Origin of the sequence: Bacillus cereus group sp. Bc061 (assembly GCF_027715825.1) — a bacterium.
Lineage (GTDB): Bacteria > Bacillota > Bacilli > Bacillales > Bacillaceae_G > Bacillus_A > Bacillus_A paranthracis.
In genome coordinates, this window is sequence record NZ_JAQFTZ010000001.1 from 1,228,637 (window position 1) to 1,245,419 (window position 16,783).

A 16,783-nucleotide genomic window follows, 5' to 3' on the forward strand; every position below is an offset into this window, starting at 1 on the left:
TTACTAGCTATTTATTAACTGCTTTAACAATAAGAAAATGTGGATTTGTATTTAAATAGTAATAAGATTTTTCATTTACTTCTTTCATCTTTTCAACTGGCCTTGGTTCGACCATTTTTTCTAACATAAAATAATTTGTTGTTTCATTAATAATATCTTGAAGTGACCTTCTAAAAAATTCAACTTCAATTGTAATATTAGGTTTAATCCAAGTATCTACTAATAATTGTTTTTCAAAATAATTTTTACAAGTAAACTTTGTAAAATCCATAAAAGGATGATGAATAGAGTATATAAATTCTCCACCTGGCTTCAATACTCGACGAAATTCCTGAAATACTTGATTCCAATTTTGTAAATAATGAAGAGTTAACGAACTTACAATTACATCAAAAGTATGATCTTCAAACGGTAATACTTCTTGCAAGTCATGACAAAGAAACGTTGCTTTATCCCCCATACTATCCTTTGCAGCTTTTACCATTTCATAACTTACGTCAATTGCAGTAACATTTGCTCCTCTTTCTACAAATTGAGAAGTATACCATCCAGCTGCACATCCGGCATCTAGTATACTCTTCCCTTCTAATTTCTTTGGAACCATCTCCATCATCGCTGGTCTTTCATAATAGCTGTTATATGGATTTGCCACATCTAGATTTTCTTTATATGTACTCGCTAATTTATCATATGTATCTTTGATCGTGTCTTTCAATACATCCACCCCTTATACATATTAATCTAATAACTCTTGCTGCTTTCTCTTTGAAAATGATTGTAGAACTAAATCATACGACCAATCAATCATCTTATTAATTTGCACTTGTTCTACATCTTTATGTACATACACCGTATTCCAATGTTTTTTATTCATATGATAACCCGGAATGATTGTTTCTGGATACTCTTCTCTTAATCTTAGCGCAAGTTCTGGATCACATTTTAATGTTATTGCCGCTTTTTCGCCTTCTTCATGGTTCAATATCGCAAATATTTTATTATTAAGCCTCATACACGTTGCATTCCAACCATCTGGTGAATCTTCTGTCGCTTTTCTTTTCGATAAACAATATTCCCTTGTTGCATTCATTCTAATTCTCCCCTTATTCTTTCACTATTTGATTACGATGCATCACAATTTGTTTCGTCGCTTGAAATTGTTTTTGACCATAAAACTTTATAAGCTTCTCTCCACAAAATAAGCTCACAATATCGATATGAGATATTTCTTCAAGTAACATTGTAAGCATCTTCTCTCCAATACCTTTATTCCTTACACTCTCATGCACAACAACATCTTCTAAGTACGCTCGAAAAACACCATCTGAAACAACTCTAGCAAAACCAATTAACTCATTTTCTTTCCATACCCCAATTGCTATACTATTTTTTAACATTTTTTGAATATCGATTTCTTTTCTTTCTGGCCACCAACCGACAGAATCGTAAAGCCTCTTTAATTTTTCTGAACAGATTGGTTTCTCATCTTGTAATTTATATGTATACATTTTCTTTCTCCCATTTAACATGATATAAATTATTATAAATGATTTTATAAATTTATAATATGGATTTTACAATTGCAATATAAACAATTCTCTAATACCTTTCCTATCCCCTCTATTAAGTTAGATTATTTCAAATTAACGAATTTATGGAAATACAAAACAACTAATAAAATATTTACTTATTAAACTTTGAATTACTTGTAATAAATGGTAAAGTTAATAAGGTAAAAAATACATTAAGTGAGGCGATTTTTTGAAAAAGTTTAGTTTATTACTAACAGCATTTGTCATGATTTTAACATTGTTCATTCCAAATCTTACAAGTGCTAAAGCTTTCCCAGATGTCCAATCTAATCATTGGGCAATTAAGGAAATTAACTATTTATCGGATAAAGGTATCATTAATGGTACGCCAGAAGGAACTTTTAAACCGGGTGATGATGTAACTCGTGGACAAATGGCCTTAATGCTAGATTTATCATTAAAATTAGCAAAACCATCTAGCTATAATCATATTTTTTCCGATGTAGCCAAAGGTATCTATTACTATGATTCTGTACATAAGTTAGCACATAATAACATTGTACAACGTGAAACAAACTATTTCCCTGACCGTTCATTAACTCGTGCAGAAATGGCAGTAGTTTTAGTTAAAACTTTTAATTTGCAACCTACAGGTGCAGACGTCAATTTCCCTGATGTTCCATCTACTCATTGGGGTTACAATTTTGTCAAAATTTTAGCTCAAAATAATATTACAGCTGGGTTTCCTGATGGTACATTTGGTCCAGACGTAAAAGTAACTCGTGAACAGTTCGCCGCATTTTTAGCTCGTGTATTAGAACCTAGTTTCCGTCCGGCTCTTCCTAAGCCTAAAGGAGAGTTAGAAGTTCATTATATTGATGTAGGACAAGGTGATGCTACTTTTATTAAATCTCCAAGTGGCGAAACGATCCTTATTGACGGTGGTAACAACGGAAAAGGTAAAGTAGTAGCAAATTATTTAAAAGGATTAGGATTCCAAACTATCGATTATATGATTGCTACTCATCCTGATGCCGATCATGTAGGCGGATTGGATGAAGTACTTTATGCTATGAATGTAAAAAACGTTTACTCACCTAAAGTAAGCCATACGACACAAACGTTTCAAGACTTTTTAACTGCAGTAGCTAACAAAGGGTTAACTATTAAAGAAGCGAAGTCTGGAGTAACTTTACCAATCAATGGTTTAAACTCACAATTTTTAGCTCCTGTTAAAGAATACGGTAACGATCTAAATGAGTGGAGTGCTGTATTAAAAGTAACACATGGCAGCAAATCTTTCTTATTTACTGGTGATGCTGAATCTAAAAGTGAAAAAGATATGGTTGCAACGTATGGTTCCGGCCTAAAATCCGATGTATTAAAACCTGGCCATCACGGAAGTAAGACTTCTTCTTCTCAACCATTTTTAGATGCAGTGAAACCAAGTATCGCTGTAATCAGTGCAGGTGCAGGTAACCGATATGGCCATCCCACACAGGAAACTTTAGCAAAGTTAAATGCAATGTCTGTTAAAGTATATAGAACGGATTTAAATGGAACTGTAATTATTACTAGTGATAGTTCTAACATTTCTGTAAGAACGGAGAGATAATTATGAAGAGAGGTATTATTGACCGTTTCGAAGGCGAACTAGCAGTTATTGAAGTGAATAACGTAACAATTGATGTACCTAAATCCAAACTCCCTTCCACTGCAAAAGAGGGTGATGTTCTCATAATAGAGGATGATACGTATACAATTGATAAGGATGAAACAGATAAAAGAAGACGTGAAATACAAGATTTAATGAATAAGCTATTTGAATAGTAAAAAAAGAAAATCCTTGTAATACGAATCGAACTATTTCTTCGCATAATTGCATCAGATGGATTAGTTTCTATAAACTAAAAAAAGCATCGCCTTATTGGCGATGCTTTTAAAAAACACTTTTCTCGCAAAACACGAATACTATAACCTCTTCTCTAAAAAGTGTTGACTATGCCCTTTCGGATGATCTTCAACAACACCATATTCTCGGTAGCCATGCTTTTTATAAAATTCTGGTGCTTGAAAACTAAATGAATCTAATAATATTAATCTACAACCTTTTTCCTTCGCAATATCTTCAATTTTATGTAATAGTTGACTACCATAACCATCATGACGAACTGAATCATCAACCCATAAAAAATCTATATGAAGATGATAAAAATACATCGTACCTGTTACGCCGCCAAAGATTTTCCCAGCCTCATCTTTCACAACAAAACTTACTTGTTCCATCGGCTGTTTTGCTTCATCAGTTAAAATAGACATGTTATATTGAATGACTTTATTTTTTATGTATTCTCCTTCAGCGCGAGTACCATTCTCTATGTGTTTCATATATTCCTTCCTTTCAACTTAGTAAGTTATCTTTAATTTTTACTTTTCCTCTTTAAAATACTAATAAATAAGAATCCACCATATGTAACAAAGCATGAAAAACCAATTATCCCTGGTACAGAGACATAGCCTATTCTTATATAACTTATAACTGCAAAAGAAGCAATAGATAGTAAAATAGATGGCCAAAATAAAAGAGCTGTTTTTTTTCGTCTCTCTTTCTTCTCAGAAACACGTGTACCAAAAAGTAATACAATACAAATGAGGATCGCTGCAAAATAAATAGTATCTAATGACAAATTGTGATCGTATAGTGCGATACCCACTTCAAGAGCAATAATCGTTACAATTAACATAATGATTGTTGATGTCTTTAAGTTTCTTTTCAATTACTCACTCCTAGCATACTTTGACTATATTCTTTGTATATGTACTTCAAAGCTACCACAAAAGCTTCATCTACCTCTTTATTTTCAAGTCGATTAGGTAAATCTTTTCCCCCAATAACATAAAGAAACGGGAATTCGTTAAATATTCCTATTATACCAATATTTATTGCAGCTGAAGATAGCCCACCTGTCATATGAGCTAAGTGATATGAATGTATTCCTTCATATTCACCTTGCTGTCTTACCATGCCGCTAATAATTGGTTCCCATAATTCTGCTTCTGACTTATAACCCTGAAAAATATGTACTAAAAGTGAAAGAACTTCATTTAATTCTCCAACATTTTTCTCATCTCTAGCGTCCTCTTGTATATAAATTTTTGAAAAGTACGTTTGGGCATACATTTTCACAGCATCCCATCCACCACAGTACATTACAACTGACTGTGCAACGTAACTATCATGACATGCTATCATCACTTCTACTGCTTTACCAAGTGTTAAAGTCCTTCTTCCTTGTAAATGTGGATACAACTGCGCACTATCTTCATTTGGATTAAATTTAACATGATGAAGTATATCATGCCAATTACATTTATTTTCCTTCACCATCTGCGCTACTACAAATCCTATTGTTACTTTTGCTGCCGATGCTAACGGAATATTTAATTCACTATTATATGAAGCAACTATGCGATTATTTTTTGTAGAATAAATAGCTATTCCAACATGATCAGATTGTATCTCTTTCATTTTTTGAATGACAGTTTCCATTTCCCAGCCTCTTTTCCAAACGTTATATTATTTTTTAATAATTCAATATATAATATGAAATCCCTTTTTTAGATAAGCATTCTTATGATTACAATAAGAAAAAGGTAGCATGAATAACTCCATGCTACCTAAGATACTAATTTTCTATTCTTCTAAAGGATTTTTAGGACCATTAAGCTCCAATTGATAAAAAGCTAAATCTAGCCATTTATTAAACTTATACCCAGCCTTTTTAATCGTCCCTGCATGAACAAATCCATAGTTTTCATGTAAGGCAATACTTTTCTCGTTTTCCGCATCAATTCCAGCAATTAAAGTCATATATTCTCTTTCTTTTGCAATTGTGATCAATGCTCTCATCAAAGAAGTTCCAATCCCACATTTTCTATATTCCTTATCAACATACACAGAATGCTCAATTGAATATTTGTAGGCAGGCCAAGCTCTAAACGGACCGAATGTCGCAAATCCTACTACTTTATTATCTAGTTCGTATACAAAAATCGGATAACCATCAGCCTTTTTTTGTTCATACCAATCTATTCTATTTTCAAGGGTTACGGGTTTATACGTATATACAGCAGTTGTATTCAGTATCGCATCATTATAAATATCTAAAATGTATATTACATCTTTTTCCGTTGCTTCCCTTATCATCGTTTTCTTCCTTTCATATACGTTCTCTTTTTAACTACCTATTTGTTACACGAACACTAGCTTTTCGAAAGCCATCATAAATGTTTAATGCAGCAGATAAAACGTAAATGAGAATACCCCCACTAATTAGCCACTTTTTAAGTTCTTCCGGAGAAATAGTGAACACATTTGCCACAAACGTAATAAATCCATCGGTAAATATGTGCGGATTTACTACAATTATAATGAATACTATCGTTCCAGCTATTTGGAGAATAGCATTCCCGATTGCCAATCTTTTTGTCCATTGTCCCTGTACTAATTTATAAAGAGATATCGCTATTTCAAAAACAATTATCATCACAACGATTGGCCAATACTGAAGTAACACATCTTGATTAAACGTTGGCGCGACAAACTTCAATCCACTTCCCGTACCACTGTATACGCCAACGAGATGATTCGCATAAAAATAAAGTGTACCCCATATTGCCGTCCACATTAACCCTCCAAAAACTTCAAACTTGGAGATTGCTTTTTTCTTCGGAATGTACGAAATGTTTTTCAAATCATCTGGCGTCCACTTTTTTAAATTTGTCGTCAACGGCTCGGTATCTTTGTTTTTATCCGTTCTTTCTAAAATAGCAAATACGAGTGTTAACCAGAAAAATACATGGAGGGCTACTTCAAAAATTTCTCCAATGCCTTTACCTATTACTTGTAAAATAACATTTAATACTGCTTGATCACCAGTATAACTTAAAAAATTTTCTGCAACCATTGCAATGAGTGCAATAACAACTGCAATTGGAATGATCATTTTTAATAATGTCGTATATACATCAAAATAACGCGGTCCAATTAAATGCATCGGTCTATCCAAATATCCATTAGCTAATGAAACCGGACTCCCCAATTTTTCAAGAACCCTTTTTTCATCATCTTCATTATAATCATCAGGCAACATATCCTCAATTGTTGACCGTAGCTCAAGAATAATATCTTCACGATTTTTTTCAGGTAATCTCTTCGCTACTTCCTCGACATAAATATCAATCAAATTCATTCTTGTCCTCCTCCTTTAATAAGTTATAAAGTTTTTTTGAATCCTTTATCCATTCCTTTCTCAACTGCTGGAATATTTCTAATCCGTATTCAGTTAAAACATAATATTTACGAGGTCTACTCTCTGTTTTATCCCAACTACTCGTCACTAGCTCTTGCTTTTCTAACCGGCGAAGTAGTGGATATAAAGTACTTTGATCGATTACGATTCCTGATTTCTCTAATAATTGGACAAGTGAATATCCATACTGCGGCGTTCTTAATTGGCTTAAAACCGCTAATGTTAATGTACCTCTTCTTAGTTCAGTAATTAATGAATTTAATAAAGCATCCATGTGTTCACCTCATTTTCATTACTATATGTCATACAGTATATGTTTTATACTATGTATCGTACAGTATTAGTGTGACAAAAACAACAATATTTTACCAAAAAACGGATAATGAAAAGCACAAACTATATGATTTGTGCTTTTCTAACTAAATTATTTACTTGTAACACGCTTACCTTTGTAACTCTGGTAATATAAATTCCCCGTTTTCCTTAAGCAATGGAACAACATCTATAATTGCATCTATATTAATTGCTCCGTAAACATGCGGATATTCTTGGCCGTTAGAAGCAAGTTCATATTTTATTTCTGCTTTTAACAGAGTTAGATCAATTGTTAGTAATAAAACTTCTTCTTCATGACTAAAATGTTTTTCTGCGACTTTTAAAGCTTGTTCAAAAAACGAACAATGAATAAATCCCTCTTCTTTTAATGAGGCTTCATTAATTTCTCCCTTTATCTTTGCGATTTCCCAATTTCTTTTCGTTATTACTTTTGTAATCATTGTTATTCTCTCCCCGAACCTTTATATGGAAAAACAAGAGGTCCTTCTTTTTGTTACTAGAAAAGCCTCTTGCGTTTCATTTTTATTTTAATCCGTTAATTAAAGGCGATGCTTCCCCACTATGGAAAATCCATAAATCATGAAGTGATCTCGTACATCCGACATATAGTAACTTCGCATCGTGTTTTGTATTTTTGTAATGTTCTTCATCAACATCAATGAGTAGCACAGCGTCAAATTCTAGCCCTTTTGCCAAGTATACAGGTACTACTGAAATACCACCTTCATATTTACTTTGATCTGCTTCAATGACGTTTACAGCTACTCCTGCCTTTGTTAATTTCTCATATATATCGCGACATTCATCGTCTGTTCTTCCTATTACCGCAATTGTTTTCACATCATCATTTTGTAAATGTTTTAACGTCTTCATAATCTCATTAAATTGATCTTCTGCTTGAATTACTTTGACCTCTTCACCACTACGAAAAACTGGTGTCGCAAGCCCTACTGGAATCTCGGCGTTTTTAATTATTTCGTTCGCAAATTCAATAATTTCTTTTGTAGAACGATAGCTCCTCGTCAGTTCATAATAGCCTGTTTCTTGGAATACTTCCTTAAAAGCACTCCAATCTTCAATCCCTTGGTAATCATAAATCGCTTGAGATAAATCACCTAATATAGTGAAAGAATTACCTAATGTAATTTCTTTCAATACATAAACTTGGAATGGTGAGAAATCTTGCGCTTCATCAATAACGACATGATGAAATTTCTGCCCGATTTCAATACCTGTTATGCGATGATGTATATAAATTAAAGCGGGTAAATCTTCTACATACACTTCTTTTTTACGACAACTCTTCTCAGTTTCTTTCACAAGTTCCTCGGGTAATACTTCGAGTATTTCTTTGCTTTTCAATATTGAACTATATATTGAAAGCGAGCTCATTTTCGGCCAAAACTTCATATAACTGTTCAATCTCTTTGTCGCTTCTTTTTTTAATAATTTCTTCTCGTTTGTTTCGCCATACTTTTTTAGTTCAATTTCAATCCAGCGCTTCATTCGGCCAACTAAACGTTCTCTTCTTTTCTTTAATGGATAATGTTTATACTCAACTTGCATCCATTTTTTTATATCTTCCACTGGAATAACAGCTTTATCCCATGCCTCAAAATTACTTGTTGGTACTAGTTCTTTTTCAAATTGAACCATTTGCTCTTCAATAAAGGACTTAAATTCTAGCGTACCTTTCAATTTACCAAGCATAGCCTTTCTTTCATCACGATTAATAGAAAATGCTTCTTTCAATTTTTCTTCTGTCTGCTTCAGTTTCACCGAATCATCTAACGTACGTAATGCCCAGTCCGGAAATGTTGTTTGACTAATATTCCCGACACCTAATTCAGGAAGCACACTCGAAATATAGTCTAAAAACAGACTATTCGGAGCGAAAACAATCATTCGCTCCGCTTCTAATTGCTCACGATATTCATAAATTAAAAAAGCAAGGCGATGTAAAGCGATTGTTGTTTTACCGCTTCCTGCAACCCCTTGAATTAATAATGGCAAGTTTCTTTCCGCACGAATAATATCATTTTGCTCCGATTGTATCGTCGAAACAATATCCTTTAGTTTATTATCTTTATTCTCACCTAATCGATATAGAAGAAAATCATCGGCATGCGAGACATCTTCATTTCCTTTTACATATGTATCAACAACACGTTCTAATTCTCTTTTTCGAATAGAGATATTTCGCTTTAAATAAACATCACCTTCTACTAATCCATCTGGCGATTGATAAAATGCTAGTTCATCACCGCCGGTAAATGAATAAAACATACTTGCGACAGGTGCCCGCCAATCAATTACAATTGGCTTCATCGTATCTTTATCTGAAACACCAACTTTACCGATGTAAATCGGCATAACTTCTTCCTTGCCATCCTCTTGAAAATCTAATCTACCAAAGTACGGTTCTTGTACCCCAATACGTAAGTTTTGTCTATTAGACTCCCTCATACTTTCAAGAATTTGCTCTTTAAAATCATCGCCGTAATAAACTGGAATTTTTTCAAGCTGTTCTAATTGATCATCCATCGTACGTAATGTATCTTTCATTTTTTGTAACTCTTCTTCAAAAATGTTGTTCATTTGATGATTCCCTCCTGTCCGTTCTAATTTTTCAGTCGAAATATAATTGTATTAAAAATCCAATTATAAAGTCAAGGACTTAATTTGTTTTTTCTGAAAAAACTTACTTTTCACCTTTCTAATATTGAAATTCCAATGAGATTTTTACATGATAAGAATATACAACATCTAAATCATACAACTACACATATAATAAAGTGATTTATACAAAAGCCGCTATTTTCTATTGATTAAAAGGACTTTATACTATCTAACTAAGTTCCCCTTACATACTCTCCAGCTTCTTTTCTAGTTATCTATTATTTCATTGATAAAATACCCAAGGTCACAAAAGTCAAAAATAAGAGTAAAGGAGTCTATTGAAAATGACTGCTACCAAAAGAAAAACCCTTAAGTTACATTTACTTATTTTTGTGTTCATTGTATTGGCAAGTGGCTGGATTGGCGTAATTCTAGATTCTTTTCTAACAGATCAGCCTGAAGGAAACTCTTTAGGCATGGGACTGTGGTTAATATTACCTTTCCTCTCATGTATTTTCCTTAGAGTTATTAGCCGAGATTGGAATGATTTTGGTATAAAACTAAATTTGAAGGCAAACTTTAAATGGTACTTCGTTGCGATACTAATTTACCCGTTCGTTACAGTAATAACGATAAGTTTAGCACTTATTTTTGGAGTAGCAAACATAACTAGTTTTGAAATATATTCGTTATTGTCACTCATATTCATGTCTACTATTGGTAACTTTATTAAAAATATTTTTGAAGAGTTTTCATGGCGCGGTTATTTAACCCCTAAGCTCATTGAACTAAAGTTAAACGATTGGTTTATTTATATTATTTCTGGTTTAGTTTGGTCTCTTTGGCATGCCGCTTATTATTTAGTTTTTTTACCAAATGAATATTTCGAATCTATTTCAAGGTTAAATATGCTTTTATCCGGTTGCATACTTATGGTTTCTTGGTCTATTATGTATGTTGAAATATATAGACTTACAAAGTCAGTATGGCCATGCGTTATCATGCATGCAATTGAAGATGCTGTTCCTACCGTTTTAGTTACAATAACAGGGATTATTACACTTACCAAAGACAGTGATTTTTGGTTAAACCCTATTAGCGGAGTCGTTGCTACTATTGTATTTCTTGGAATTGGGATTGTACTAAGATCTATAAGAATTAAAAAAGAACGACAATTAAATACGAAAAACAGTCAATGATTCACATTATAAAAGCACAAAAGAGTAAGGAATTAATCCCTACTCTTTTTTTATTTTTATTCGATATGATAAACATTCATTTTAAGACGCTTGCTCTTTATATTTCCTCTCTTCAAAGTCATACGCTCCTCCTGGGAAAATCCCAACTATACTGAAACCAGCCTCTGCACATAAATTACTAATCTCATCTATCGTATAGCAACGTAAAGATTGTGTCACGATATCATTTGAAGAATCCTTTTCCCACCAGTGGTCCAGCATCCTAGCATTCTCACTATCATATTCATATTTTCGCATTGCAGAATAAATCGGCATTTCTTGTCCATTTGCTTTTTCCCAATATAATGGTTGATAAATATCAATAAGTGCACACCCATCATCTTTCAACCAATTATGGATTCGTTTTAATAAAACCAATTGTTCTTCATCTGTCCCTACACCAAATCCATCTAAATAACTAACAACATCAAACTTTTCTTCAAAGTTAATTTTATAAAAATCAGCGCAATGAATCTCAATATCACTAGTAGAATGTTCTTTAGCAAACATAACTAACTCTGGTACAAGCTCAACAGTAGTCATTTTTACATCCAAATTAGACATCGCTCTTGCAAAACCACCATTTCCAGCTCCTAGTTCTAACATCGTTTGAAATGAATATCCAATTTGTTCTTGTACTTCTTTCGCAACTTCCTGCAACCAATTTTCATTTTTTATATTATAGCTTAGTAATTCAAATTGTTTTTTATAAAATTCTTTTACATTTAATTCGTTCATTATTATTCTCCTCCTGTACGTTATTTTTCTACTACAGGTGAGAAACTAAATTTCTGATACCCATGAAAAATCCTCCTTTTGATTTCCCTACATTTACATTTTATCTAAATAATAAGAATTTTTAAAGTACCAAAAATAAAAGAGCAGATAATGGAAAATTCCAATATCTGCTCTATGGCTGCTATTATTTCCCTTGTTGATACTTCAACCAATCACCAGAAATGATAACTTTCTTTAGCATATTTTTATCTTGAGCGAGGTACACATATGCCTCTATTTCCCTATCACCATCAAATACTATTTGTGTGATTCGTTCATATAAATCCGTCTCTGCATTACCTGTATATTCTTCTAGTTCGTCTAACTTATGCAATATGTCATCATTTACTTCATAAACTTCTCCATACACCTTTTCTTCATTCGAATAAGTCATCGCCGGATACCCTTCGTTTGTATCAAATAATTCCCCATACGTCCATGCTTCGTCTGCAATGCATATTGCACCTTGCATATAATGAGCATTCGTTTGCTTTTTTCTTAACGTGCCATACACAAAAACGTGATGCATTAATCCCTATCCCCTTTACATGTCACTACTTTCTAATTTGTAAATAAGCACGAATCATAAAGTAACTCACTTCATTCGGAAGTTGTTCCTTAATCGATTTCAGACCACCATCAGCATTTTGCACAGCAGTTTCAATCAGTTGTTCGTATTCTGCAGGAACAAAACTGTTCCAGTCTACTTCCATTCCATCTTCAAAACAACGAATTAAATGATTTTCAATCGTTTGTCTTGATAATCCACGTTCTTTCGCAATTTCATCTAGATTAATACCTTGTTTATACATTTCATACGTTTCCAAATGAGAATTTGCTGAAGCTTTCCCTGATTTCTTCCGTTCTGTCACCACTTCTGTTTTAATAGTTTCAGCATAGTTTGGGTTTTCCTCAATAAAGTGCTGAACTGCTTGTAAGAAGTGCGAACCATACTTCACAAGTTTGTGTTCACCAATCCCTTTCACAGTTAAAAGTTCAGAATTGCTTTGCGGCATTTTTGCGCACATATCTTTCAACGTTTGGTCAGAGAAAATAACGAATGGAGGTACCCCTTCTCCTTGCGCAATTTCTTTACGTACTTCGCGAAGTACTTCAAATAAAGGATGATCTTGAACGATTTGTCTTGTCTCTACTCGTTCTTTACGTAAAACATTCTCTTTACCAAGTAACACTTCTTTCCCTTTTTCCGTTACTTTTAGTGTCGGGTAAGTACCATGTTCAACTGCAATTAGCTCGTCTGAAATTAAAAACTCAATAAATTCACTCACTTCTTTTACACTACGATTTGATAAAAGTCCGTAAGTTGGCAAAGTATGAAAATTAAATTCAATGACTTTCTTATTTTTAGATCCAGTTAGTACTTGTGCAATCATTTGTTTACCAAATCGTTGGTTCGTCCTAATCATACAAGATAAAACCATTTGCGATTCTCTCGTCACATCGATACTTTCTCGGTCGTCTGTACAATTACCGCAGCGGCCACAATCTTCTTTTGGTTCTTCTCCAAAGTATTGCAAAATAAATGATTGTAAACATTGTTCTGTATGACAGTAGTCAGTCATATTTTGCAGTTTTTCAAGTTCGTTTGAAAAACGAGACTCTCCTGTCGATTGATCAATTAAAAAGCGTTGTACTTGTACATCTTGAGAAGAATAAAGCAATATACATGCACTATCTAATCCGTCACGGCCAGCACGTCCTGCTTCTTGGTAATAACTTTCCATATTTTTTGGAAGTTGATAATGGATAACGTAACGAATATTCGATTTATCAATACCCATCCCAAACGCAGATGTGGCTACCATTACACTCACTTCATCACGTAAAAAGAGTTCTTGTTGCTCATTTCGATCGTTATCACTCATACCGGCATGATATTTTGATACAGAAACTCCCGCTTTCATTAAATCCTCATACAACTGATCAACTACTTTTCTAGTAGCTGCATATATAATCCCAGATTCCTTTTGATTTTGACGAATATAATCCGCTAAATATGCATTACGATCTTGTCCTTTAATAACAGAAAATGATAAGTTCTCGCGCTCAAACGTTGTCATAATCGTGTTTTCTTGATTAATTCCAAGCGTGTTGCAAATATCATCACGAACTTGTGGTGTTGCCGTAGCAGTTAATGCTAATACGAGCGGTTTTTCTGGAAGATAATCTAATATACGGTGTATATGTAAATAGCTCGGACGGAAATCATGTCCCCACTGCGAAATACAGTGCGCCTCATCAATGGCAATCATCGGGATTTTCATATCGATCAGTTGGTCAACAAACTCCATTGAATCAAGTCGCTCTGGCGCTACATAAAGTAACTTATAATGGCCCTGTTTCGCTAATTGAATCCGTTGATTCGCTTCTGTAATCGAAATAGAACTATTAATATATGTAGCTGAAATACCATTTTGTACTAATGTATCTACTTGGTCTTTCATAAGTGATATTAAAGGCGATATAACTAACGTTGTTCCTTCAAATACTAATGCGGGAATTTGATAACAAATTGACTTACCACCACCTGTAGGCATAATACAGACAGTATCTTTCCCATCTAATACATTTTTAATTGTTTCATCTTGTCCTCTTCGGAATGACGAATAACCGAAATAAGACGCTAAAAGTTCTTGTGCTTTTGTAAACAAAAAAGAGTCACCTGCTTTTCTTTATCTTTCATCTACTCCTATTATATCATCTCTTATGCATCATGAAAGTGATGAATACATGACTATCAGCCTGCTTTTTCATTATTTTATGCTTCTTTACGTTTTTGAGAATGATTAACAATTATAACGAATTTCAAAATAAATACACATTTTATTAATTCTCCTTGAATACTACTAATCTTATACATATGAATTCAGGAGGTTACTATATGAAGCACCATAATATTAGTTTCATCAAACAGAAAAGCGTATCGAACCAACCCCAATTCTCAAATAATGAAGCGTGGAAATATGAATCATACTATAAGTATCTACCATTATTTTCTTATAGAAAGCTTTTTCATTTTCTTTCTCAACTTTTTAAACGTTAATACACGTGCGAAATAAATCGTTCATAATCATTTTCTCAATATGAACCTTATAGACTTAATACAATACAGTTGTTAACATATGAAATATTCTGTTTGATAACCCCCTAAGTTGACCTGCTTATATAAGTGGTTCTTTTATTATTATTATATATTTCATAATATTAGATGTAATTATAAATCTTATCGCCATTTTATAATCTTAATCCACTCACTACAAATGGTGATAATCACAAAAGGTAAAATATAAATGCTTAACATTTAAATATCTAATTCTTTTTTCTCAATACACAAAACGAAATTCACTTGTTACTATAAAGGTACTCCAGATGAGTTTTTGCTCATCGACATTATCTAGTGAAAGGGATCTGCCGCGGGAAGCAGGTCCCTTTCACTTTATTAAAGACTCACTTTCAATTGGACACATTTACCATGTTTTTTTAATAGAATTTTATGATAATATTACGTAGTCGAGTCCGACATCTCGGCAATACCCTTTTGAGGCTCTGCAACTTCCCTTGCAGAGCCTCTTTTACTTTATATTCAATTTATTTATATATAACGCAATAAAATTACTCATCTTTTTCCATAGCAATTTCTGAAAATAAACGAGGACACGTAACTAATTATAAATTCCCATCATACTTTGAGTTATACATGTTCAAAGGAGTGTTACCGTTTATGTATTCTTATTGGCAATCGTATTACTCCCCCTATCATAACCATTATCTACACTTTGATACATCTGTACGTAATTACAGAATTAGTAAAAATGAGAACTTTTTAAAAGGTTATATGCGTTCCTTTTGGGAACAACATGTCGCTTGGACGAGATTGGCTATTATAAGTATTGTTTTTCATTTACCAGACGTAAACGTTACAGTTAAACGGCTTCTTCAAAATGCAACACATATGGGACTATCTCTTGAACCATTCTATGGTGAAGATGCAGTAAAAAAATATAGTGCATTAATTAAAGACCACTTAGTAATTGCAGCAGATCTTGTTAAAGCTGCAAAAGCTGGTGACCAAAACGCAGCTGTCGCTATAGAGAAAAAATGGTACGCTAACGGTGATGAAATTGTAGCGTTTCTTACTAGCATCAACCCATATATACAAAAAGAAGAATTTACACAAATGTTTTATGAACATCTAGCATTAACAAAAGCAGAAGCACTGGCATTTCTAAATAAAGATTATGAAGCAGGAGTAAAATTGTACGATAAAGTTGAAAAAGAAGCTTTAGAAATGTCCGACATGATAACAAACGCAATCGTAAAGCAATTCCCGCAAGTATTTCAATAACAATAAGCCGATTTGAAAAAACAAATCGGCTTATTGAGCTTTCTATCAATGATATTTCGTCCCCGCTCTTTACATTTAGCTTATATCGATATATTTTATTAATATCCGTTTTTTATAGGAGGAAACAGTTTGATTAACGCCATTGGTCTCGTATTTATACTTACAAATAAACATGAGAAAAGGAAGAAAGTTTATCTAAATGAAAAATTCGCATTAATAGACATTATTGATTCTAAGGAAGTAATTGATGATGAAGGGAACTCACTAGTAGAACTAACATGTAAATACAGTATATATTTAGATGAAAAATACTACTGTAAATCTCTTGATGATTATACTGGACAAGTCTTTCCCTTTTTAAGTGCTAAAATAGGAAAAGGGCTTCTCAGAAACTTAAATTATTACTTTTCTTACGTTGATGCCTATGATAAAAAACCACCCGTTAAAGAAATTAGACCACTTATGAAACAAGTAACGAACAGATAGTGAAAATACTAAAAAGAAAGCATCCCACTTCAGATGCTTTCTTTTTTATCTAGAACTCTTTAAATTCTATCCTTCTTCTAAAAATATGTATTGAGGCATACTTTAAATTAAAAACAT

Annotated in this window: 19 protein-coding genes; 5 read left to right on the plus strand and 14 right to left on the minus strand. The window is 33.0% G+C overall.

Annotated elements, in window-relative coordinates; genetic code table 11:
* Positions 1-7: 7 nt before the first annotated feature.
* From PDQ40_RS06420 to PDQ40_RS06430, 3 genes are read right to left on the minus strand one after another with little or no spacing between them, the layout of a single operon-like run.
* The gene (locus PDQ40_RS06420) at positions 8-715 is read right to left on the minus strand and encodes a class I SAM-dependent methyltransferase (protein ID WP_000655486.1); all 708 of its coding nucleotides are present in this window, start codon (positions 713-715) and stop codon (positions 8-10) included.
* Positions 716-736: 21 nt separating this feature from the next.
* Complete coding sequence (locus PDQ40_RS06425; protein WP_000994636.1) at positions 737-1,090, minus strand: MmcQ/YjbR family DNA-binding protein; 354 nt, start codon at positions 1,088-1,090, stop codon at positions 737-739.
* A 13-nt stretch (positions 1,091-1,103) separates the two neighbouring features.
* Positions 1,104-1,508 (minus strand): GNAT family N-acetyltransferase, encoded by a 405-nt coding sequence (locus tag PDQ40_RS06430; protein ID WP_000288941.1) that lies wholly within the window; start codon positions 1,506-1,508, stop codon positions 1,104-1,106.
* A 253-nt stretch (positions 1,509-1,761) separates the two neighbouring features.
* Here PDQ40_RS06430 and PDQ40_RS06435 point away from each other — a divergent pair, with 253 nt between their 5' ends.
* A complete protein-coding gene (locus tag PDQ40_RS06435; protein WP_000714654.1) occupies positions 1,762-3,147 on the plus strand; it encodes an S-layer homology domain-containing protein in 1,386 nt (461 codons plus the stop codon).
* Positions 3,148-3,149: 2 nt separating this feature from the next.
* Positions 3,150-3,362 carry a DUF3006 domain-containing protein gene (locus PDQ40_RS06440; RefSeq protein ID WP_000820164.1) on the plus strand — a complete coding sequence of 71 codons (213 nt, stop codon included), beginning with the start codon at positions 3,150-3,152 and terminating at the stop codon, positions 3,360-3,362.
* A gap of 141 nt (positions 3,363-3,503) precedes the next feature.
* Here PDQ40_RS06440 and PDQ40_RS06445 read toward each other — a convergent pair whose 3' ends face one another.
* The 8 genes from PDQ40_RS06445 to PDQ40_RS06480 form a co-directional block, all read right to left on the minus strand.
* Positions 3,504-3,920 (minus strand): GNAT family N-acetyltransferase, encoded by a 417-nt coding sequence (locus tag PDQ40_RS06445; RefSeq protein ID WP_000680403.1) that lies wholly within the window; start codon positions 3,918-3,920, stop codon positions 3,504-3,506.
* Between the two features lie 32 nt (positions 3,921-3,952).
* On the minus strand, positions 3,953-4,309 hold the full coding sequence (locus PDQ40_RS06450) for a hypothetical protein (protein WP_000828020.1): 357 nt from the start codon (positions 4,307-4,309) through the stop codon (positions 3,953-3,955).
* On the minus strand, positions 4,306-5,082 hold the full coding sequence (locus PDQ40_RS06455) for a serine hydrolase (RefSeq protein WP_000450765.1): 777 nt from the start codon (positions 5,080-5,082) through the stop codon (positions 4,306-4,308). The genes PDQ40_RS06450 and PDQ40_RS06455 overlap by 4 nt, the downstream gene beginning before the upstream one ends.
* Positions 5,083-5,226: 144 nt before the next feature.
* Complete coding sequence (locus PDQ40_RS06460) at positions 5,227-5,739, minus strand: GNAT family N-acetyltransferase (RefSeq protein ID WP_000617502.1); 513 nt, start codon at positions 5,737-5,739, stop codon at positions 5,227-5,229.
* A 34-nt stretch (positions 5,740-5,773) separates the two neighbouring features.
* Positions 5,774-6,784, minus strand: a complete 1,011-nt coding sequence (locus PDQ40_RS06465) for an HAAS signaling domain-containing protein (protein ID WP_001048848.1) — start codon at positions 6,782-6,784, stop codon at positions 5,774-5,776.
* Complete coding sequence (locus PDQ40_RS06470; protein WP_000339350.1) at positions 6,771-7,118, minus strand: PadR family transcriptional regulator; 348 nt, start codon at positions 7,116-7,118, stop codon at positions 6,771-6,773. The genes PDQ40_RS06465 and PDQ40_RS06470 overlap by 14 nt, the downstream gene beginning before the upstream one ends.
* Positions 7,119-7,287: 169 nt before the next feature.
* Positions 7,288-7,620 (minus strand): DUF952 domain-containing protein, encoded by a 333-nt coding sequence (locus PDQ40_RS06475; protein WP_000629057.1) that lies wholly within the window; start codon positions 7,618-7,620, stop codon positions 7,288-7,290.
* Between the two features lie 82 nt (positions 7,621-7,702).
* Positions 7,703-9,778 carry a HelD family protein gene (locus PDQ40_RS06480; protein ID WP_001059514.1) on the minus strand — a complete coding sequence of 692 codons (2,076 nt, stop codon included), beginning with the start codon at positions 9,776-9,778 and terminating at the stop codon, positions 7,703-7,705.
* Between the two features lie 365 nt (positions 9,779-10,143).
* Here PDQ40_RS06480 and PDQ40_RS06485 point away from each other — a divergent pair, with 365 nt between their 5' ends.
* Entirely contained in the window at positions 10,144-10,998 is an 855-nt protein-coding gene (locus PDQ40_RS06485) for a CPBP family glutamic-type intramembrane protease (protein WP_000127496.1), read from the plus strand.
* An 81-nt stretch (positions 10,999-11,079) separates the two neighbouring features.
* Here the strand turns inward: PDQ40_RS06485 and PDQ40_RS06490 are convergent, their stop codons facing one another.
* The 3 genes from PDQ40_RS06490 to recQ all read right to left on the minus strand — a co-directional run bounded on the left by PDQ40_RS06490 (position 11,080) and on the right by recQ (position 14,486).
* The gene (locus PDQ40_RS06490) at positions 11,080-11,775 is read right to left on the minus strand and encodes an SAM-dependent methyltransferase (protein ID WP_001004312.1); all 696 of its coding nucleotides are present in this window, start codon (positions 11,773-11,775) and stop codon (positions 11,080-11,082) included.
* Positions 11,776-11,959: 184 nt separating this feature from the next.
* Entirely contained in the window at positions 11,960-12,343 is a 384-nt protein-coding gene (locus tag PDQ40_RS06495; protein ID WP_000546576.1) for a gamma-glutamylcyclotransferase family protein, read from the minus strand.
* Between the two features lie 25 nt (positions 12,344-12,368).
* Entirely contained in the window at positions 12,369-14,486 is a 2,118-nt protein-coding gene (recQ, locus tag PDQ40_RS06500) for a DNA helicase RecQ (RefSeq protein WP_000494290.1), read from the minus strand.
* Between the two features lie 1,070 nt (positions 14,487-15,556).
* Here recQ and PDQ40_RS06505 point away from each other — a divergent pair.
* Together PDQ40_RS06505 and PDQ40_RS06510 are read left to right on the plus strand one after the other, a co-directional pair.
* Complete coding sequence (locus PDQ40_RS06505) at positions 15,557-16,180, plus strand: hypothetical protein (RefSeq protein ID WP_000287702.1); 624 nt, start codon at positions 15,557-15,559, stop codon at positions 16,178-16,180.
* A gap of 129 nt (positions 16,181-16,309) precedes the next feature.
* A complete protein-coding gene (locus PDQ40_RS06510; RefSeq protein WP_048557931.1) occupies positions 16,310-16,666 on the plus strand; it encodes a hypothetical protein in 357 nt (118 codons plus the stop codon).
* Positions 16,667-16,783: the final 117 nt, after the last annotated feature.